Raw genomic sequence first — 18,791 nt, 5'->3', positions numbered from 1 at the left:
CGACCGAGTACTCGGACACCGGACTTCAGCGCGGCGCTGCTGCCGGCGGGCGAGGTGGTCTCGTTCGCGCGCGACGAGCGCGGGCGCGTCACGGGCGAGCAGCGCCGAGGGGGTGGCAGGGCGAGTCGCCTCGGCCAGCGCTGCCCGAGCGTGTCGACCTGGTCACGTGAGCACGCGCTTGCGCACGATAGACGAGCAGTGGGACGGAAGACGACAGACGAAGGCGGTCGCCCCGCGAGGCGCTATGCGAGCGCTCCGTCGTTGCCGGTGCGCGCGTGCTCCGGCGCCCTCGGGTGCCCGGGCGGGAGCCCGAGGCGCTGCCGCACCTGCGCGAGGCCGACGCCCACGCCCCCGGCCGCGAGCGCGACCGGCCACGGCTTCCCGGTCGTCTGCCCGATGAACGCGCGCACCCGCCCCACGTCCTCGAGGACCGGCGTGAGCTGCGCCGGATCGTTGAAGTTGTTCACGAAGGCGTTCGCGAGCGCCTGCGGTCGGCTCGCGTTGTCGGCCCGCCCGTCGCTGCCGTACTGGGCGAAGAGGAGGTGGAATATCCCCGCGGACGCTCCGGAGAGGAGGAGGTTGTTGAACCGGTCGGTGGGCCCGCCGTGCCGCGCGTAGAAGCGATCGAAGGTGCGCGTCATCCATTCGGCGTCGAAGGGGCGATCGCCGTGCTGCACGACGCACTCGATCAGGTTGCGCGCCATCTTGTTGCCGCTGTTGGCGCCCTGGCCGCCGATCGGGTCGAGCGACATCGCCGTGTCGCCCAGCGGCGTCACGATGCGGCCGGAGGGCAGCCGCCCCACGGGCTTGCGCACCGCCGGGACGACCCGGCCTTTCTGCCATCCATGCTTGTCCGACAGCTCGGCTGTCCTGAACCATTCGTAGTCCCAGGGGATGAGCTCCTTCACCAGCTCCTTCGTGATCGCGACGATCTCCTCGCCCGTCGTGGCGCCCTGGAACCGGTCGAACGCCCCTCCGGCCACCGCCTCGACGATGCAGTTCCAGCTCGGTCCCACGTCCTTGTGGTAGTAGGGCACCCAGAACGCCTCCCCGAGGCCCGCGAACAGGTTGAACTTGACGGGAATCAGCGGGACGCCGTCGAACCCGAGCTTCGGGCCCGTCACGCAGATCATGACGAGGTTGCGCTGCGCTTCCGTGTGGACGCTGCGCGCCGGGTCGCGCTCGAACAGGTTGCACAGGTCGCCTCGTCCCGCTGCGACGATGGTGAGATCGTTCTCCGCCGCGATGGCGTCGAGCCGCGGGATGGTGACCGGCTCGATCGCGATCTTGCCCCCGCGCCGCTCGAGCTCGAGCATCCACCGGTGGCTCTGGAGCCGGAGATCGATCGCCCTGAAGGGCCGCTCCAGGCGCCCTGCCAACGTCAGGAGGCGGTTGCCCGGCGCGGGGCACGCGGTCAGCTGGACGCCCTCGCCCGGGGGCGCGGCGTCCTCCCAGAAGGCGAGGCCGAGCTCGCGCTCGAGCTGGAGCGCCCTGTCGAACCGGGCGGCGCTGCCGGTCGGCTTCGATTCGTGGAGCCACTGCTCGGGTGTCCGATCCGAGTAGAGCGTCACGCCGTAGCCGGCCTTCACCAGGCCGTGCGCCGCGAGCAAGCCAGCCTGTCCAGACCCCACGATAGCGATCTTGCGCATGAGGAAACCCCCGGGTTGGGTTGGTCTGCGCTCGTCTCACGACGACGCGCGCCGAGCCGTCCGAGTCGGTTCGCCGTCAGGGGCACCGGAGGCGTCGCGAGCAAGGGAAGCCCAGTCAAAGGAGACCGTATCACCTCGGCCAGGAGCGCCGGAAGCCTCCTACGAGGTGCTGGACGACCGACGACCGGAGAGGCCCCCCTCGGAGAGAGCCCTCGGGGGGGAGGGGGTGTCGCGCGGGGGGCCGAGGGGGAGGGCCCCACGAACCCGAGCGCCGGCCCGCATCGCAGCGGGTCGCCCATGGACTCGGCACCTCCGCACAGGAGGCCATAGCCACCACAAGGCGCGAGTTCGTGGGAGGGCCCCCCTCGGCCCCCCGCGCGACACCCCCTCCCCCCGAGGGCTCCGTTGCAGCGCGCGGAGGCCGCCCTGGACCGAGCCCGCCCTGGACCGAGCCCGCCCGCCGGTTGCGAGGCGCAGCGCCTTGGAGTAGCGTCCGCGCCGCCGCAGGGCCGGGCGACGCCGATCGCCCCGCCCGAGCGGACGAGCCGGGCCTCGTGTGCGCGCCCCGGCTCGCGCGGCCCCCCTCGCGCACTGGACGCGCACTGGAGACGAGAATGGCCCGAGGCTCGACAACCACGCACCGCGAATCGGACGCCGCCGAGTCGCTCATCGGAAGGGGCTCCCGCATCCGCGGGCGCGTCCACGGCGACGGCTCGCTCCGGGTCGAGGGCAGCGTCGAGGGGAACATCCAGCTGACCGGCGATCTCGAGATCGAGGACGGAGCGTCGGTCACCGGGGACGTCGAGGCGAGCTCGCTCGTCGTCGCCGGACAGCTCACGGGAGACGTGACGTCGCGCGGCCCCGTCACCATCCGGGCGACCGCGCAGTACGCCGGGAACGTGGGCGGCAGCGAGGTGATCCTCGAGGAAGGCGCGGCGTTCGCCGGCCGCATCGAGGCGGAGTTCGACCTGCCGGCCGAGCTCTCGGAGCGGACCGGCGGGCGCGCGCAGAGCCCCCGGCGCGAACCGGCGGGGCGGTAGCGCGCGTTGACGGACGGAGAACCGCGCCGCGACGGCGCGACGAGGAGCACGAACGTGGCGGGTACGATCATCGGAAACGGGCTCACGATCGAGGGCGAGATCACCTCCGACGACGAGGTGATCGTCGCCGGGACGGTGCGCGGCAAGCTCACCGTCGAGGGGCCTCTCACCATCGACGCAGGGGCGCTGGTCGAAGCGGACATCGGGGCGGCGTCGCTCCAGGTGGGCGGCAACGTGACCGGCAACGTCACGGCGGCCGACCGCGTGGACCTCCTCGCGGGCGGTCGCCTCGTCGGCGACGTGAAGGCGTCGCGGCTGACCATCGCGGACGGAGCCTCGTTCAAGGGCAACGTCGACATGGACGTGTAGCCGATGGCCGCCCAGTCCTCGATCGGGCCGACGACGGCCATCCGCGGCAACGTGCAGGGCGACGGGGATCTCGAGATCCTCGGCCGCGTCGAGGGGAGCGTCGTCATGACCGGCGACGTGACCATCGGCGAAGGCGCGCTCATCCAGAGCGACGTGCGGGGGCGGCGCGTGGTCGTCCGCGGCGCGGTCGCCGGGAACATCTCCGGCGAGGAGGCCGTGATCCTCGAGCCCGGCGCGCGCGTCGTCGGCGACCTCGGCGCGCCGCAGATCGGCATCCACGCCGGCGCGCTGGTGCGCGGCAACGTCACCACCGGCGCGCCGCTCGCCGCGACGCCCGCCCCGGTCCGGGCCGCCGCCCCGGCAGCTGCGCCGCGTGCCGCGGCCGCCCCCGCGGCGGCGCGGCCGGCGCGGGCGCCCGCGGAGCGCGCGCCGGCGCCTGCCGCGCGGCCCGCGGCCCGCCCCGCGCCGGCGCCCGCGCGCCCCGCGCCCGCGGCCCGCCCGGCCCCGGTCGAGGCGAGGCCCGCGCCCGCGCCCGAGCCGCGCCTCGCGGCGGCGCAGGACGAGGATGAGGCCGATCTGTCGGCCGCCTCCGCGAACGGCGAGGGCGACGAGGCCGACGCGGCCGAGGGCGCCGGCGGCCCGCCGCCGCCCGTCGTCCCCGCGCTCCGGAAGGGGGCCGCGAAGGCGTCGCTCCGCAAGCGGGGCGGGCGGTGAGCGCCGCCGGCACGTCCGAGCGGGAGCGGCTCGTCGCGCTGCTGCGCGAGCGATCGTTCGAGCAGAAGCGCGTCGTCCTCGCGTCCGGCCGCGAGAGCGACTTCTTCATCGACTGCAAGCAGTCGGTGCTGACGGCCGAGGGCCACGCCCTCGTCGGCGCGCTGATGTTCGAGGCGCTCGACGCGCTCCCCCGGTGCGAGGCCGTCGCCGGCGTCGAGCTCGGCGGCTGCCCCCTCGCGAGCGCGGTGTCGCTCACGAGCTTCCTGCGCGGCCGCCCCCTCCCCGCGCTGTACGTGCGCAAGGAGGTCAAGGACCACGGCTCGCGCCGCCTGGTCGAGGGCGATCGCGGGCTCGCGCCCGGGATGCCCGTCGCGATCCTCGAGGACGTGATCACGACGGGCGGCTCGACGCTGAAGGCGGTCGAGAAGCTGCGCACCGCGGGCGCCTCGGTGGTCGGCGTGATCGCCCTGGTCGACCGCCTCGAGGGCGGCGCCGAGGCGATCCGCGCGGCGGGGCTGCCGCTCGTCGCGATCTGCACGCGCCGCGATTTCATCCCCGACAGCCCGCTCGGCTGAAGCGGGCGGCCCGCCCGGCGAGGCGGCGCGCAGCGGCGCCGCCTGCGGCGCTGCTCTGCCGCCTGCGCCTGCGGCGCTGCTCCGCCGCCTGCGCCCGCGGCGCTACTCCGCCGCCTGCGCCTGCGGCGCTGCTCTGCCGCCTCGGCCTGCGGCGCTACTCCGCCGCCTTCGCCTGCGGCTCGCCGAGGAGCGGGTAGCCGAGCGCCTCGCGCTGCGCGAGGTACGTCTCGGCGACCGCCCGCGCCAGCGCGCGGACCCGGCCGATGTAGCGCTGCCGCTCGGTCACGCTGATCGCGCCGCGCGCGTCGAGCACGTTGAAGCGGTGCGCCGCCTTCACCACGAAATCGTACGCCGGCAGCACGAGCGCCTTCCTCGGATCGATCGCCGCCCCCTTCGCCGCCGGATCCGCGCCCCGGGTGAGCAGCCGCTTCACCTCGGCCTCGCACACGTCGAACGCGGCGAAGTGCTCGGGGATGTCGGCCTCCTCGAAGTTGTAGGTCGACCACTCCCACTCGGCGCGCTGGTAGAGGTCGCCGTAGCGCACGATCTTCCCGCCGCTGTCCGAGTAGACGACGTCGTAGATGCTGTCCTTGTCCTGCAGGTACATCGCGATCCGCTCGAGGCCGTACGTGAGCTCGCCGGACACGGGGCGGCAGTCGATCCCGCCGATCTGCTGGAAGTAGGTGAACTGCGAGATCTCGAGCCCGTCGATCCACACCTGCCAGCCGAGCCCCCACGCCCCGAGGGTCGGCGACTCCCAGTCGTCCTCGAGGAACCGGACGTCGTGCTCGAGCGGGTTCGTGCCGATCGCCCGCAGCGACTCCAGGTAGAGGTCCTGGATGTCGATCGGGCTCGGCTTGAGGATCACCTGGAACTGGTGAAACTGCTGCATCCGGTTCGGGTTCTCCCCGTAGCGACCGTCCGCGGGCCGCCGGGAAGGCTCGACGAAGGCCACATTCCAGGGCTCGGGGCCGAGCGCGCGCAGGAACGTCGCCGGGTTGAAGGTGCCAGCGCCGACCTCCGAGTTGTACGGCTGCACGACGAGACAGCCGCGATCGGCCCAGAACTTCTGCAGGGTGAGAATGAGGTCTTGGAAGGTCATGGTGGGAGGGCCGGTTCTTAGCCTGGATCGCCCGCGCAGGCGACGCCCCGCGAAGGATCGCCCGCACCGTCCCCCCGAGAGGCGGCGCTCGGTCCGCCGGCGCGGCGCGCCGAACGCCGCGCCGGTGGACCGCCGCCGCCGGTCGCCCCTCCGGGCGTAACCCCGTCGAGGACGGCCCCGCCTCGGGCCACGCCGGCCCACCCCGGCCCACGCCGGCCCGCCTCGACCCGCGCCGATCCGCGGGGCGCCGCCCGCGCGGTCCTGCCGGCCGCTTGCGCTTGCCCGGCGCGTGGCGTAGCTTCCGGCGCGTTGTATGGGGTCCCATGCATCTCCAGCGGCGCGGCGGAAGACCGCCGCGCGGCAGGCCCAGGGCGGGCCGGACGCGCAGCGGGTCATGGACGCGATCCGCGCCATCGTGCAGCGCCTGCGCGTCTCCTCGCGCGCCTGCGAGCGGCAGCTCGGCCTGAGCAGCGCGCAGCTGTTCGTGCTGCAGCAGCTCGATCAGGCGGCCGCCGCGTCGGTCGCCGAGCTCGCGCAGCGCACGCTCACCCACCAGAGCTCGGTCTCGGTCGTGGTGACGCGCCTCGCCGAGCGCGGGCTGGTCGCCCGGCGCGCCTCGCCGGAGGACGCGCGCCGGACCGAGATCTCGCTCACCCCCGCCGGCCGCGCGCTGCTCCGCCGCGCGCCGCGCACCGTGCAGGCCGAGCTCGTCGCCGCCGTGGACCGCCTGCCGGAGGACGAGCGCCGCGGGCTCGCGCAGAGCCTCACCACCCTCGCCCGGGCGCTCGGCGCCGGCGACGAGGCCCCACCCCTGTTCTTCGAGGGCGAAGACGCCCTCGCCGGCGCCGCGGCGGCAGACCGCGAGGAGAGCTGACATGTCCAGCGTGCACGCCCCAAATACCGCGGCCGGCGAGAGCATCCCGGTCGCCCCCTCCATGAGCCCGACCCTCGAGGACCTCCGCGTCCCCGCCCCGGGCGCCGCCGTCGACCGGCGGGTCGTCCTCGTGAGCGGCCTCGCGATCGCGATCGCCGGCGCCGCGTTCCTCGCGGCGGAGCTGCTCACCGCGCTCATCGCCGTCATCACGAACCTCGCGTTCTTCGGCCGGCTCTCCGCCGCGCCCGCCTCCCCCGCCGATCACCACGCGGGCGCGCTCGTGCTCGTCATCCCGATCGCCGGCGCGCTCGTCGTCGGCCTCATGGCGCGCTTCGGCTCCCAGGCGATCCGCGGCCACGGGATCCCGGAGGCGATGGAGCAGGTGCTCTTCAACCAGAGCCGCATCCCGCCGCGGATGACGCTGCTCAAGCCGCTCTCCGCGGCGATCGCGATCGGCACCGGCGGGCCGTTCGGCGCGGAGGGGCCGATCATCGCGACCGGCGGGGCGCTCGGCTCGCTGGTCGGGCAGCTGCTCCGGATCACCGCGGACGAGCGCAAGACGCTGCTCGCCGCGGGCGCGGCGGCGGGCATGTCCGCGACGTTCGGCAGCCCGGTGGCGGCGGTGCTGCTCGCGATCGAGCTCCTGCTGTTCGAGTACCGCCCGCGCTCGGTGATCCCCGTCGCCCTCGCCGCCGCCACGGCGGCCGCCGCGCGCCTCGCCGCCGGCGCGACCGCGCCGGCGTTCGAGATGGCGGCCGTGGCGCCCTCCACCGGCCCCGCGCTCGCCTTCTACATCGTGCTCGGCGCGGCGCTCGGCGTCGCGGCGATGGGCGCGACCCGCGCCATCTACGCGATCGAGGAGGCGTTCGAGCGGCTGCCGCTGCACTGGATGTGGTGGCCCGCGATCGGCGCCGTCGCGATCGGCGCGGTGGGCTACGTCGCGCCGCAGACGCTCGGCGTGGGCTACGACAACATCGACGACATCCTGAGCGGCCGCCTCGCGCTCGCCGCGCTCGTGTCGCTCTCGGTGCTGAAGTTCGTCTCCTGGTCGATCGCGCTCGGCAGCGGCACCTCGGGCGGGACGCTCGCGCCGCTCTTCACCATCGGCGGCGGGCTCGGCGCGATCCTCGGCCTCGGCGCCGCCGCGCTCTTTCCCTGGCTCGGCGTGGACGCGCGCGTCGCCGCGCTCGTCGGGATGGCGGCGATCTTCGCGGGCGCCTCCCGGGCGCTCCTCGCCTCGGTCGTCTTCGCCTTCGAGACGACCCGGCAGCCGATGGGGCTCTTGCCCCTGCTCGGCGGCTGCAGCGCGGCGTTCCTCGTCTCGAGCCTGCTGATGCGGCACTCCATCATGACCGAGAAGCTCGCCCGCCGCGGCGCGCCCGTGATGGTCGAGTACGCGGCCGACCACCTGGCGCAGATCCTCGTGCGCGACGTCGCCTCCCGCCCGGCCGTGACGCTCGCCGCCGACGACACGGTCGAGGCCGCCCGCGCCTTCCTGCTGTCGCGGGCGGAGGGCTCGCGCCACCAGGGCTTCCCCGTCGTGGACAGCGGCGGCGAGCTCGTCGGCGTGATCACCCAGCGCGATCTGCTCACCGACCAGCCCGGCGCGCTCTCGGTCCGCGACCTCCTCCGGCGCCCGCCCGCGGTGGTGTTCGAGGACAGCTCCCTCCGCGAGGCCGCCGATCACATGGTCACCGAGGGGGTGGGCAGGCTCCCGGTCGTGTCCAGGGAGGCGCCGCGCAAGGTGATCGGGGTGCTGACGCGCAGCGACCTGCTCGACGCGCACCGGAGCCGGATCGAGGCCGGGCAGCGCCGCGAGCTGGCGTTCGCCGCCGCGAGGCGGTTCGGCGACCGCGCCGCCGTCGCTGATCTGGCGGCCGACGGCTCTGCCGGGCGCAGCTAGCGGCGAGGGCCGCGCTAGTCGACGAAGTACTCGCGGTCGCCCGCGAGGCCCTGCTCGAGCGCGGCCATGCCCTTCGAGACGTCGAGCTTCACGCCCTCGCGCTGGAAGCTCATGCCCATCGCGTAGAGCGTCTTGAACAGGTTGTGCGAGCGGCACTGCTCGCCCATCTGCCCGACGCGCACGATGTTGAGGCCGAAGGCGCCGGAGATCTCGACGCGGAAGGCCTTGGTCATGTACTCGCGGATCCGGGCGCTGTCGACGCCGCTCGGCAGCTTGATGGCGAGCACGCTGTTGAGGCGCACGTCCTTCGACGCGAACAGCTCGAGCCCCATCGCCTCGAGGCCCGCCTGCATCGCCAGCGAGCTCATCTCGTGGCGGCGGAACCGCCGCTCGAGCGTCTCCTCGCAGACGAGGCGCAGCGCCTCGTGCAGCGCGAGCACGCCGGGCACCGGCGCGGTGTAGTGGTATTGCTGGTAGCCCCAGAACCGCTGCGCGCGCGTGGCGTCGTAGCACCAGTGCGGGCGCGGCGAGGGGCGCTCCTCGACCGTCTTCCACGCGTCCTGCGAGAACGCGCAGGCCGACACGCCCGGGATCGACGACAGCGCCTTCTGCCCGCCGACGATGCCGACGTCGATGCCCCACTCGTCCATGTGCACCGGCATGGCCGTGAGCGTGACCACCGCGTCGACGATCGTGAGCGCGCCCTGCGACTTCGCGAGCTTGCAGATCTCCGGCAGCTCCACCATGCGGACGCCGCAGGACGTCTCGCCGTGCGCCATCGTGACCACGTCGTAGCGCTGCTTCTTCATCGCCTCGCGCGCGTCGGCGAGCGTCACGGGCCGGCCGGGCGGCCCCTCGAGGAAGGTGACGTCGGCGCCCACGCCGAGCGCCATCTCGCCGAGGCGGCCGCTGAACGTCCCCACCTTCAGGCAGAGGACTTTGCGCCCGGGCCAGCACAGGTTCGAGACGGCCATCTCCATCGCCGCGGACGCGGGCCCGGCGATGCCGATGATCTTGTCGCTGCGCGTCTGGAACGCGTAGGCCGCCATGTACTTCACGTTCTGGATGACGCGATCCATGGTCGGGCCGAGGTGATTGATGATGACCCCGTTCGCCTGCGCCACCGCCTGCGGGATCGGCACCGGACCGGCGCCCATGAGGAGCAGCGGCTCGGACGGCAGGATCGCGGCGAGGGGCGTGATCGGCGGGGGCAGGATGGAAAACGACATGGCCAGGACCTTGGGCGAGAGCGCGGAGCGCGCTAGCAAGCCCAATGCATCCTGCGGCGTCAAGCGCTACCGGGCAAGTTGGCGGGGCCCGCGGCGGCCCCGGACATGGCGCGGGACGGCCTGAGAGCGCGCCGGACGCCGGGCCGACGCGCCATCTCGCGCCACCTTCATTCCGTTCCGTCCCGGGACTCCCGGGGGCCGGTTCGCGGGCTGCCGGCCCGAAGGGACCCGGCTCGTCGCACGGCCCTGGGGGGCGAGCCATGCGACGAGCGAGGCCCCCTCCAGCCTGCCGAGGAGGCCCTGCTCGTCGCACGGCCCTGGGGGGGCGAGCCATGCGACGAACAGGGCCCCCTCTGGCCTGCCGCGAGGAGGGAGGAGAGCGCCGCGGCGCTCGAGCCCGAGATCGAGCTCATGCACAGCGGCGCCTCATCCCCCGCTCCTCGTGCGGTCGGCCAAGGCGATCCCCGACGTCACGGGGCGCGGCAGCGGAGCGAGAGCTCCTCCTCGTCGCGCCCTGAGACGGTATCGGGCGTAGCGCCTCACGAGAGGGTCAATCGACCCTTTCATACCACCGAGCGGCGGCGCGAGATCGCCTGATAGGCGGCCGTGAGCAGGATGGCGCCGATCAGGGACATGAAGAACCCGGCCGGCTCACCCTCGCGGTACATGAAGAGCATGCGGCCGAGCAGCCCGCCGACGAACGAGCCGACGACGCCGATGATCATCGAGACGACCCACCCGCCAGGCTCACGCCCCGGGACGATAAGGCGCGCCAGAGCACCGACGACGAGGCCAAACAGGAGAAAGAGAATGAACGACATGATGAACCTCCCAGAGTGGAGCGAAGCGCTCCTGGTTGCTATGCAGTCTGTTCAGCAAGCGCCGCGCCATGCCGTGGAGTCCGGCCTCTCCACAGGCCATCAGGCGAGCTGAACGGCCTGGACAGCGGCGCCGGGTCACCTTTCCATCGCGAAATCCGACCGCGGCGGGGAATGCGCCCTGGAGAGCCGGGACGGTCGGATCAGGTCGTGAGATCGCTCGCGTCGCGGCGTCGTGGCGGATTGCCTCAGACGGGCTGAAAAGCAGAGAGCGGGCGAGGTAGCCTGCCCCAATCGCCGCCACGACCTCGACGATGCGCCCCGGCGCGGGGGGTGGCGCAGCGGTTGCTATCTCCAGAGGGCAATGGCGCGCCGCAGAAAGGCTCTGCGGGCGTTCACCCCGAGGAGGGTACGATGAGCAACGAGAGCGATCGGAATGAAGGGGCCGCCGAGGAGATGGGCGGCAAGCTCAAGAAGGGCCTCGGCAAGCTGCTCGGCGACGAGCAGATGGAGGCGGAGGGCCGCGCCAAGGAGCTCAAAGGAAGGGTCCAGCAAGAGGACGCCAAGGCGGATGAGCGCGCGCGGGGCGCGCTCGAGGAGGCCGCCGGCGCCATCAAGAACCGGGTCGGGAAGCTCGTCGACAACGAGCAGATGGCGGCCGAAGGAAAGGCCAAGGAGCTCCGGGGAGAGAACCGGCAGAAGGCCAATCAGTAGGGTGCGCGCCCCGCTCGCCCGCGCGAGAAGGCGCGAAAGCGCCCGCTCGACGGGAGCCCGGCCCTCCCCGGCCGGGCTCCTGCGCGGCCTCGCGCCGTCACACCTCGTTCGCCGAGACGCCGTGCCGCTGGAGGAGCTCGCGCAGGTGGCTCCGGTCCATCCGCGCCGCGCGCGCGGCGCGCGACAGATTGCCGCCGTTCGCGCGCACCAGGGCCGCGAGGTACGTCCGCTCCCAGCGCGCCACGGCGCGCTCCTTCGCCTCGCGGAACGACAGGCTGAGATCGTCGTCCCGGAGCGCCTCGACCGCCGGGGCGCCGCCTTCCTTCTCCCCCGCCATCACCGCCTCGCGGAACAGCGCCGGATCGATCATCAGCACCGCGCGCTCCACCGCGCCGCGCAGCTCGCGGACGTTGCCCGGCCAGTCCTGGCGCATGAACGCCTCCAGCAGCTCGCCCGGCGGGCTCTGGTCCGGCCCCTGCGCGAGCTGCCGGTAGAAGTGCGCCGTGAGCAGCGCGATGTCGTCCGGGCGCTCGCGCAGCGCCGGGACGCGGAGGCGGACGATGTTCAGCCGGTAATAGAGATCCGACCGGAAATTCCCGCGGTTCACCTCCTGGCGGAGGTCGCGGTTGGTCGTCGCGATGACCCGGATGTCGAGCTTGATCGGCTCGATCGTGCCGATGCGCCGGATCTGCCGCTCCTCGAGCACGCGCAGGAGCTTCGGCTGCATGTCGAGCGGGAGCTCGCCCATCTCGTCGAGCAGCACGGTGCCGCCCCGCGCCGCCTCGAAGGCGCCGGCGCGCGCCGCCTGCGCGCCCGTGAACGCGCCCTTCGCGTGGCCGAAGAGCTCCGCCTCGATCAGGGTCGGCGGGATGGAGCCGCAGTCGATCACGACGAACGGCCCGCCCGCGCGCGGGCTGTTCTCGTGGATCGCCTCGGCGAGCAGGCCCTTGCCCGTGCCCGTCTCGCCCTCGATGAGCACCGTCGAGTCCGACGCGGCGATCCGCGGCAGCGCCGCGAAGATGCGGCGCATCCCGGTGCTCTGCCCGAGCACCCGGCCGTACCGGTCCTCGTCGCCGAGCGGCTCGCGGATCTCCTCGGCGAGCGGCTCGAAGCGGAGCGTCGACTGCCCGAGGCCGAGCGTGGCGCCCGGCTGGAGGTAGGCCGCCTCGACGCGGAAGCCGGAGAGCGTCGTGCCGTTCTTGCTGCCGAGATCGCGGAGCAAGAAGCCCCGCGGGGTGACGGTGATCACGCAATGGTGCCGCGAGACGGCCCGGTCGCTCAGGATGAGCTGATTGCCGGGCGCCGTGCCGATCACGAACTCCGTGGCGTCCGACACCTGGGACGACCCGGCGTCGGGGCCGTTCGTCACCTGCACGCGGAAGCGGCTGAACGCGATCTCTTTGGAGCGGACCTTGAGGAGCGCCGTCTCGGCGCTCGGGTGAACCTTCGGCTCGGAGCCCATCGCGCCAGCCTACCACGACGGTGCCGCGCATGGCCGGGGCTGGCCGGCTCTCTCCCCTCTCTCCCCTATCGCCCCTCCATGTTCCCTCCATCTTGCCCCCATTGCGCGGCGCCCTACACAGGTGCGGCGTGAGCCCGGCCAGCCCAGGCGCGCCGCGCGGCGCGGGCGCGGACGTCCTCGTCGTCGGCGCCGGCTTCGGCGGCCTCGGGGCGGCGCTCTCGCTCGCCGAGCGGGGGGCGAAGGTGGTCCTGTGCGAGGCGCTCCGGTACCCCGGCGGCTGCGCCAGCACCTTCGAGCGCGGCGGCTACCGCTTCGAGGCGGGGGCGACGCTGTTCTCCGGGCTCGCCCCGGAGCAGCTGTTCGGCCGGTGGATCGCGCGCCACGGCCTCGACGTCGCGGTCGACTGGATCGACCCCCTCGTCGAGCTGCGGACGCCCACGCTCCGCCTCCCGATCGGCCGCGACCGCGAGGCGCTCGTCGCCGCCCTCGCGGGCCTGCCGGGCGCCCCGGCGGCCGGCGTCCGCGCCTTCTTCGCGTACCAGGCGCGCATCGCCGACACGCTCTGGGCGCTGTTCGACGACCCCGCCCTGCTGCCGCCGCTCGGCGCGGGCGCGCTCGTGCGCCACGCGGCCAGCACCCCGCGCTACGCCGCGCTGCTGCCGGCGGTCGGCCGGCCGCTCGAGGGCGTGCTCGCGCGGTTCGGCGTCGCGGGCTTCGCCCCGCTCCGGCACTACCTCGACGGGCTCTGCCAGATCACGGTGCAGTGCGGGGTCGCCGAGGCCGAGGCGCCGTTCGCGATGGCGGCGATGGACTACTACTTTCGCGGCACGGGCCACGTCCGCGGCGGCATCGGCGCGCTCGCGTGGGCGCTCGTCCGGGCGGTCGAGCGGCTCGGCGGCGAGGTGCGCATGGCGACCCGGGTGCGCTCGCTCGAGCCGGGCCCCGAGGGGTTCCGCGCCGGGACGCGCTCGGGCGAGATCCGCGCGCGCCACGTCATCGCGAACCTGCTCCCGCAGGACCTCCGCGCGCTGCTCGGCGCCGCCCCGGGCGCGCTGCCGCGGCTCGATCGGCTGGCGCGCGACGTCGACGAGGGCGGCTGGGGCGCGGCGATGCTCTACCTCGTGGCGCGCGCGCCCGACGGCGCCTCGCCCGCGGCGCACCACCTCGAGCTGGTGCAGGACCCGGGCGCGCCGTTCATCGAGGGCAACCACCTGTTCGTGTCCGCGAGCGGCGCCGCCGACGAGGGCCGCGCGCCGCCGGGGCACCGCACGATCACGGTGTCGACGCACGTCCCGCTCGCGAAGCTCCGCGCGCTCCCGCCCGGTCGGCAGGGCGAGTACATCGGCGCGATCCAGGCGCGGATGCGCGAGGGGCTCGCGGCGCTCGCGCCCGAGTGGAGCGCGAACGTCGTGCACGCGCTGACGGCGTCGCCGCGGACGTTCGCGCGCTTCACCGGGCGCGCGGGCGGCGCCGTCGGCGGCGTGCCGCGGCGCGCGGGGCTCGGGCACTACCTGTCGGTGTGGCCGCGCCCGGTGCAGGACGGGCTCTGGATGGTGGGCGACTCGGTGTTTCCCGGGCAGAGCACCCTGGCGGCGGCGATCGGCGGCGCGCGCACCGCGGAGAGCGTCGCGCGCCGCCTCGGGCGCGCGGGCGGGGGCTGAGCGGCGCCGGGCACACGAGGGCTCCGGCGCGCGCGCGGGGGACCGCGCCCTGGCTCGCTCAGCGCGAGGCCGCCAAGAGCTCCGCGTCGCGCGCCTCGGCGCCGGGCCCGAGCGGCTGGCCGTAGGAGAACTCGACGTAGTTGCCGTCCGGGTCCTTGAGCGCGCAGAAATACGCCACCGGATACGGCAGCTCCTTGGGCGGCCAGACGAGGTGCTCCCGGCCGCGGCGCGCGATCTCGTCCACGGCGTCGCGGCTCTCGAGCGCAAACCCGAAATGGCTCATGTCCTCCGGCGCCTGCGGCGCGCGCCGGCCGCCCTCGATCATCACCAGGACGAACGCCCGCTCCTTCCCCGCCTCGGCGAGCCAGGCGACGCGCGTGCCGGCGTCGTTGCGCTCGTGAACCACCTTGAGCCCGCAGAACTCGCGATAAAAGGCGATCGTCGCGTCGAGATCGCTCACGTGGAGCGCGACGTGGGTCATCAGCGGTTTCATGGTAAACTCTCCTGCTTTTCTCTCCCGACAGACTACCAGGCGAACGGACACGGCAGCAGCAGAGGCCGCTCCCCCGATCGCTCGATGAGGGGTCCCCGCCCTAGGCGGGCTCAAACGCCTTGCTCGCCGCGTACCCGCGCGCGGCGGACCGGATCTTCTCGATCTGCGCCGAGTCGAAGGAGACGGGCGCCCCGGTGCGCGTGTAGCTCATCACGTTGTCGTCGACGCCGCTGTGCCCGAGCCCGAAGAAGTGCCCGAGCTCGTGGGCGAGGACGGTGGGCCGCGCGTTCGCCGCGACGATGACGCAGCGGCGCTCCGGCGTCGCCCGGTTCCGCCAGTGCACGCCCATCCGGAAGCGCCGCGGATCGTCGACGTCGCGCAGCGACGCGACCACCATCACGTTGATCCGGCGCGCCTCGATGGCCGCGGCGAGCGCGTCCCGGTCGGCACGCGTCTCGATCCGCGAAAAGCGCGGGGCGAGCGCGCGCGAGCCGACCTTGCGCAGCGCCACGCCGGCGGGCTCGAACAGCCGGACCGCCTCGGCGATCTGCGCGTCGATCCAGGCGTCGTCGCGCACCGGCTGCCCCGCCGCCTCCTCCGCCACGGCGATCGACAGGGGAAATGCCGGGAGCGGCGCGGGCGCGCGCCCCGCGGCGCGGGCCAGGCCCGGGGCGAGCGCGCCGGCGAAGGATAGACCGGCTGCGGCGAGCGCGACGCGGCGGGAGATCATGGATAATACCCTATCTCATCGACCGCCCGACGATCGCGAAAACGCTTGTGAGCCACCGCGCTGCGCCGGCACGCGAGGCGATGGTGCGCGGCCCGCCGCGGCCGCTTGCTCCCCTTGTCGCTGCGGCGCGCGGCGGGTAAGAGGTTTCCCCATGATGCGAGGCGCGCTCAGCGATATCACGAGGGCCGTCGGCCACACGCCGATCGTCAAGCTGAACCGGGTGACCGAGGGGCTCCAGAGCGACATCTACGTCAAGTGCGAGTACCTGAACCCGGGCGGCAGCCACAAGGATCGGGTCGCGCTGAACATGATCCGCGACGCCGAGGCGAGCGGGCTCAAGCCGGGCGGGACGATCGTCGAGGCGACCAGCGGCAACACGGGCGCCGCCCTCGCCATGGTCGCCGCCATCCGCGGATACAAGTGCGTCTTCGTCATGCCAGACAAGATGTCGCAGGAGAAGATCGCGACCCTGCGCGCCTACGGCGCCCGCGTCGTGGTCTGTCCCACCGCCGTCGAGCCCGACGATCCGCGCAGCTATTACCAGGTCGCGAAGCGCATCGCCGACGAGACGCCGAACTGCTTTTACGCGAACCAGTACCACAACCCGTCGAACCCCGAGGCCCACGTCGGCTCCACCGGCCCCGAGATCTGGGAGCAGTGCGGGGACGAGCTCGACGTCTTCGTCGCCGGCATGGGGACGGGCGGCACCATCAGCGGCGTCGGCAAGGTCCTCAAGCAGCGGAGGCCGGACATCAAGATGGTCGGCGTCGATCCGGTCGGCTCGCTCTATTACGACTACGTGAAGACCCAGCGGATCACGAAGCCTTTCGCCTACAAGGTCGAGGGGATCGGCGAGGATTTCTTCCCGAGCACGATGAACCTCGAGATCATCGACGAGATCGTCCGGGTCGACGACAAGGAATGCTTCCTCATGACCCGGGATCTCGTGCGGCTCGAGGGCCTCTTCGTGGGCGGCTCCGCGGGCGCGGCGGTCGCCGGCGCGATCAAGTATGCGCGGCAGAGCGGGAAGAAGGAGAACATCCTCGTCCTCTTGCCCGACGGCGCGTCCAAGTACATCTCGAAGATCTTCAACGACGACTGGATGCGCGAGAACGGCTTCCTCGAGGAGGACAAGGGGCTCGGGACGGTGCGCGATCTGCTCGCCGTCAAGCCGAGCGGCGCGGTGGTCACCGCCGACGCGAACGCGCGGGTCCGCGAGGTCATCGACATGATGAAATCGCACGGGATAAGCCAGCTCCCGGTCACCGAGCGCGGCAAGCTGCGCGGGATGGTCCACGAGATCGACCTCTTGCGGCACCTCGTGGAGGGGAGCGGCACGCTCGACTCGAGCATCGGCGGGCTCGTCGAGAGCGACTATGCGACCGTGACGCCGGCGACGAAGGTCGAGCTCCTGAAGGGCGTCCTGAGCGACGCGAAGATCGCGCTCGTCGTCGGCGAGGAGACGGTGCTCGGCGTCGTGTCCAAGATCGACCTCATCGATTATCTTGCCCGCAAGGCGACGCCGGCGCTCGGCTGAGCGGCTTTACAGGACAGGAAAGGGACACCGCGGTGACACACGACCTCGAGACGGTGCGGCGCGCGCTGCACGACCATATCGTGAACGAGATCCTGCTGCGCAAGGCGCCGCTCGCCCTGGACGAGGATCTCTTCGAGGGCGGGTCGGGGTTCGACTCGATGTCGCTGACGCGGGTGCTCGTGTTCATCGAGCAGCGCTTCGGCGTGAAGATCCCGGACGAGGAGGTGGACCTCGACGCGGTGTCGACCGTGGACCGCATGGCGCGCTTCGTCGCCGGCCGCATCGCGGCGGCGCGGGGCTAGCGGGGCCGCGGTGGCCGCCCCCTACCGGCTGCGCGCCGAGGACCTCTCGGCGCGCGGCGGCGCCGTGGCGCTCGCGTCGCGCGGCGCCGCGGTGACCTACGCCGAGCTCGCGGCGCGCGCGGCGGCCGTCGGCGCGGCGCTCGCCGGGGCGGGCGTGCGCCCGGGCGACCGGGTGGCGCTGCTCTCCTCGGGCCGCGCGCACGACGAGCCGGTGGCGCTCGTCGGGGTGCTCACGGCCGGCGCGGTGGCGGTCCCGCTCGACGCGACCGCGCCGCCCGCGCGGCTCGCGCGGATCGCGCGCGCCCGGGGGTGCCGGGCGCTCGTGCTCGACGCCGCGGCCGGGGGCCTCGCGGACGGGATCGACGCGGCGCTCGACGGCGGCCTCGCGCGGGTGGAGCTCGACGCCGAGGGCCGGGTGCTGCGCGGGGCGGCGCCCGCCCGTGCGGGCGTCGACGACGGCGCGGGCGGCGAAGGCGGCGCCGAGGCGCAGGAGCTCGCGTGCATCCTGCACACCTCCGGCAGCACGGGCGAGCCGAAGCCGGTGCCGATCACGTGGGCCGGGCTCGACGCGTTCACCGCCTTCTGCATCGATCTCATCGGCCTCGCGCCGGCGGATCGGGTGCTCCGGGTGGCCGAGCTGGTCTTCGATCTCGCGTGGTTCGACCACCTCGCGACGCTCCGCGCCGGCGCGACGCTCGCGACCATGGCGCGGCGCGATCTCGCCTCGGGGCGCGCGCTGCGCGACGCGGTCGCCGCGCTCGCGCCGACGATCATCTACGGCGTGCCGTCGATGTTCATGAAGCTCGTCGCGGCGCTCCCCGCGGCGGGCCCGGGCGCGCCGGCCGGGGCGCTCTCGCCGCCGGTGCGCGCCATCCTCTTCGCCGGCGAGGTGTTCCCGCCGCGCGAGCTCGCGGCGCTCGCGGCGCGCGCCCCCGGCGCGGCGCTCTACAACCTGTACGGCCCGACCGAGACGAACGTCTGCACGTTCCACCGCGTCGATCGCGCGGCGCTGGACGGGGTGAGCGAGGTCCCGATCGGCGTCGCGTGCCCCTACGCGGCCTGCGCCTTGCTGGCGCTGGACGCTGACGAGGAGGGCGGCCGCACCATCGAGGGCCCCGGCACGGGCGAGCTCGTGGTCTCGGGGCCGACGACCGTGGGCGGCGGCCCGTACCGGACGCGCGACCGGGTGGAGCGCAAGGCCGACGGGCTCTTCTACTTCCGCGGCCGCATCGACCGGATGGTGAAGATCCGGGGCTACCGGGTCGAGCCGGGCGAGGTCGAGGCCGCGCTCGCGGCGCACCCCGCCGTGCGCCAGGCCGCCGTGCTCGCCGTCGAGGACGCGCGGTTCGGCAAGACGCTCCGGGGCTTCGTCGCCCTCGCGGGCGACGCGGACGAGCGCGCGCTCCGGATGCACCTCGCGGAGCGGCTGCCTCCGTACATGGTCCCGGAGACGATCGTCACGATGGACGAGCTGCCGCGGACCCCGACGGGGAAGATCGACTATCGCGCGCTGCCCGGTTGAGCGCGCGCGGCGTTCCGGGGACAGGCATGCTCCCGCGGACCCCATGGCGCGCCGCGCACGCGGCCCTGGGCGTCGCGAGCCGCCCGGCCTCGCGCCG

General features: G+C 73.8%; 18 protein-coding genes. 11 read left to right on the top strand and 7 right to left on the bottom strand.

What is annotated here, in order from left to right; genetic code table 11:
* Positions 1-242: 242 nt before the first annotated feature.
* The gene (locus WME98_RS27245) at positions 243-1,649 is read right to left on the bottom strand and encodes a styrene monooxygenase/indole monooxygenase family protein (protein WP_437953933.1); all 1,407 of its coding nucleotides are present in this window, start codon (positions 1,647-1,649) and stop codon (positions 243-245) included.
* Between the two features lie 614 nt (positions 1,650-2,263).
* Between WME98_RS27245 and WME98_RS27240 the strand changes: the two genes are divergently transcribed.
* From WME98_RS27240 to pyrE, 4 genes are read left to right on the top strand one after another with little or no spacing between them, the layout of a single operon-like run.
* Positions 2,264-2,689 carry a bactofilin family protein gene (locus WME98_RS27240; protein ID WP_061623199.1) on the top strand — a complete coding sequence of 142 codons (426 nt, stop codon included), beginning with the start codon at positions 2,264-2,266 and terminating at the stop codon, positions 2,687-2,689.
* A 54-nt stretch (positions 2,690-2,743) separates the two neighbouring features.
* Complete coding sequence (locus WME98_RS27235; RefSeq protein WP_020732660.1) at positions 2,744-3,058, top strand: bactofilin family protein; 315 nt, start codon at positions 2,744-2,746, stop codon at positions 3,056-3,058.
* A 3-nt stretch (positions 3,059-3,061) separates the two neighbouring features.
* Positions 3,062-3,772: a bactofilin family protein gene (locus WME98_RS27230; RefSeq protein WP_437953932.1), complete on the top strand. Its 711-nt coding sequence runs from the start codon at positions 3,062-3,064 to the stop codon at positions 3,770-3,772.
* Positions 3,769-4,347, top strand: coding sequence for an orotate phosphoribosyltransferase (gene pyrE / locus WME98_RS27225; protein ID WP_020732659.1), 579 nt, complete (start codon positions 3,769-3,771; stop codon positions 4,345-4,347). The genes WME98_RS27230 and pyrE overlap by 4 nt, the downstream gene beginning before the upstream one ends.
* A 154-nt stretch (positions 4,348-4,501) precedes the next feature.
* Here the strand turns inward: pyrE and glyQ are convergent, their stop codons facing one another.
* Complete coding sequence (gene glyQ, locus WME98_RS27220; RefSeq protein ID WP_437953931.1) at positions 4,502-5,449, bottom strand: glycine--tRNA ligase subunit alpha; 948 nt, start codon at positions 5,447-5,449, stop codon at positions 4,502-4,504.
* Between the two features lie 313 nt (positions 5,450-5,762).
* Here glyQ and WME98_RS27215 point away from each other — a divergent pair, with 313 nt between their 5' ends.
* Positions 5,763-6,323 carry a MarR family winged helix-turn-helix transcriptional regulator gene (locus WME98_RS27215; RefSeq protein ID WP_437317843.1) on the top strand — a complete coding sequence of 187 codons (561 nt, stop codon included), beginning with the start codon at positions 5,763-5,765 and terminating at the stop codon, positions 6,321-6,323.
* A 1-nt stretch (position 6,324) separates the two neighbouring features.
* Positions 6,325-8,226 (top strand): chloride channel protein, encoded by a 1,902-nt coding sequence (locus tag WME98_RS27210; RefSeq protein ID WP_437953930.1) that lies wholly within the window; start codon positions 6,325-6,327, stop codon positions 8,224-8,226.
* A 14-nt stretch (positions 8,227-8,240) separates the two neighbouring features.
* On the opposite strand, the gene WME98_RS27205 is transcribed toward WME98_RS27210, so the two are convergent.
* Both WME98_RS27205 and WME98_RS27200 read right to left on the bottom strand, forming a co-directional pair.
* Entirely contained in the window at positions 8,241-9,455 is a 1,215-nt protein-coding gene (locus tag WME98_RS27205; RefSeq protein WP_044987460.1) for a pyridoxal-phosphate-dependent aminotransferase family protein, read from the bottom strand.
* Between the two features lie 563 nt (positions 9,456-10,018).
* Positions 10,019-10,276 carry a GlsB/YeaQ/YmgE family stress response membrane protein gene (locus WME98_RS27200; RefSeq protein ID WP_020732654.1) on the bottom strand — a complete coding sequence of 86 codons (258 nt, stop codon included), beginning with the start codon at positions 10,274-10,276 and terminating at the stop codon, positions 10,019-10,021.
* Positions 10,277-10,687: 411 nt separating this feature from the next.
* Between WME98_RS27200 and WME98_RS27195 the strand changes: the two genes are divergently transcribed.
* A complete protein-coding gene (locus tag WME98_RS27195; RefSeq protein WP_061629791.1) occupies positions 10,688-10,987 on the top strand; it encodes a CsbD family protein in 300 nt (99 codons plus the stop codon).
* A 97-nt stretch (positions 10,988-11,084) separates the two neighbouring features.
* Here the strand turns inward: WME98_RS27195 and WME98_RS27190 are convergent, their stop codons facing one another.
* Positions 11,085-12,449 (bottom strand): sigma 54-interacting transcriptional regulator, encoded by a 1,365-nt coding sequence (locus tag WME98_RS27190; RefSeq protein ID WP_020732652.1) that lies wholly within the window; start codon positions 12,447-12,449, stop codon positions 11,085-11,087.
* A 128-nt stretch (positions 12,450-12,577) separates the two neighbouring features.
* Between WME98_RS27190 and WME98_RS27185 the strand changes: the two genes are divergently transcribed.
* On the top strand, positions 12,578-14,110 hold the full coding sequence (locus WME98_RS27185) for a phytoene desaturase family protein (protein WP_437953929.1): 1,533 nt from the start codon (positions 12,578-12,580) through the stop codon (positions 14,108-14,110).
* 58 nt (positions 14,111-14,168) lie between these two features.
* Here WME98_RS27185 and WME98_RS27180 read toward each other — a convergent pair whose 3' ends face one another.
* Together WME98_RS27180 and WME98_RS27175 are read right to left on the bottom strand one after the other, a co-directional pair.
* Entirely contained in the window at positions 14,169-14,603 is a 435-nt protein-coding gene (locus WME98_RS27180) for a VOC family protein (protein ID WP_437953928.1), read from the bottom strand.
* Between the two features lie 100 nt (positions 14,604-14,703).
* Positions 14,704-15,333, bottom strand: coding sequence for a hypothetical protein (locus WME98_RS27175; protein WP_437953927.1), 630 nt, complete (start codon positions 15,331-15,333; stop codon positions 14,704-14,706).
* Positions 15,334-15,484: 151 nt separating this feature from the next.
* Here WME98_RS27175 and WME98_RS27170 point away from each other — a divergent pair, with 151 nt between their 5' ends.
* From WME98_RS27170 to WME98_RS27160, 3 genes are read left to right on the top strand one after another with little or no spacing between them, the layout of a single operon-like run.
* Positions 15,485-16,870 (top strand): cystathionine beta-synthase, encoded by a 1,386-nt coding sequence (locus WME98_RS27170; protein ID WP_437335762.1) that lies wholly within the window; start codon positions 15,485-15,487, stop codon positions 16,868-16,870.
* Between the two features lie 32 nt (positions 16,871-16,902).
* Positions 16,903-17,172, top strand: a complete 270-nt coding sequence (locus WME98_RS27165) for an acyl carrier protein (RefSeq protein WP_020732644.1) — start codon at positions 16,903-16,905, stop codon at positions 17,170-17,172.
* 10 nt (positions 17,173-17,182) lie between these two features.
* Positions 17,183-18,694 (top strand): AMP-binding protein, encoded by a 1,512-nt coding sequence (locus WME98_RS27160; protein ID WP_437953926.1) that lies wholly within the window; start codon positions 17,183-17,185, stop codon positions 18,692-18,694.
* The last annotated feature ends 97 nt before the right edge of the window (positions 18,695-18,791 follow it).

The sequence above is a fragment of the Sorangium sp. So ce296 genome, from assembly GCF_051529605.1.
Taxonomy (GTDB): domain Bacteria; phylum Myxococcota_A; class Polyangia; order Polyangiales; family Polyangiaceae; genus Sorangium; species Sorangium cellulosum_D.
The sequence above is the reverse complement of the archived record's forward strand: the minus strand, read 5'-3'. Positions and strand labels throughout refer to the sequence as shown.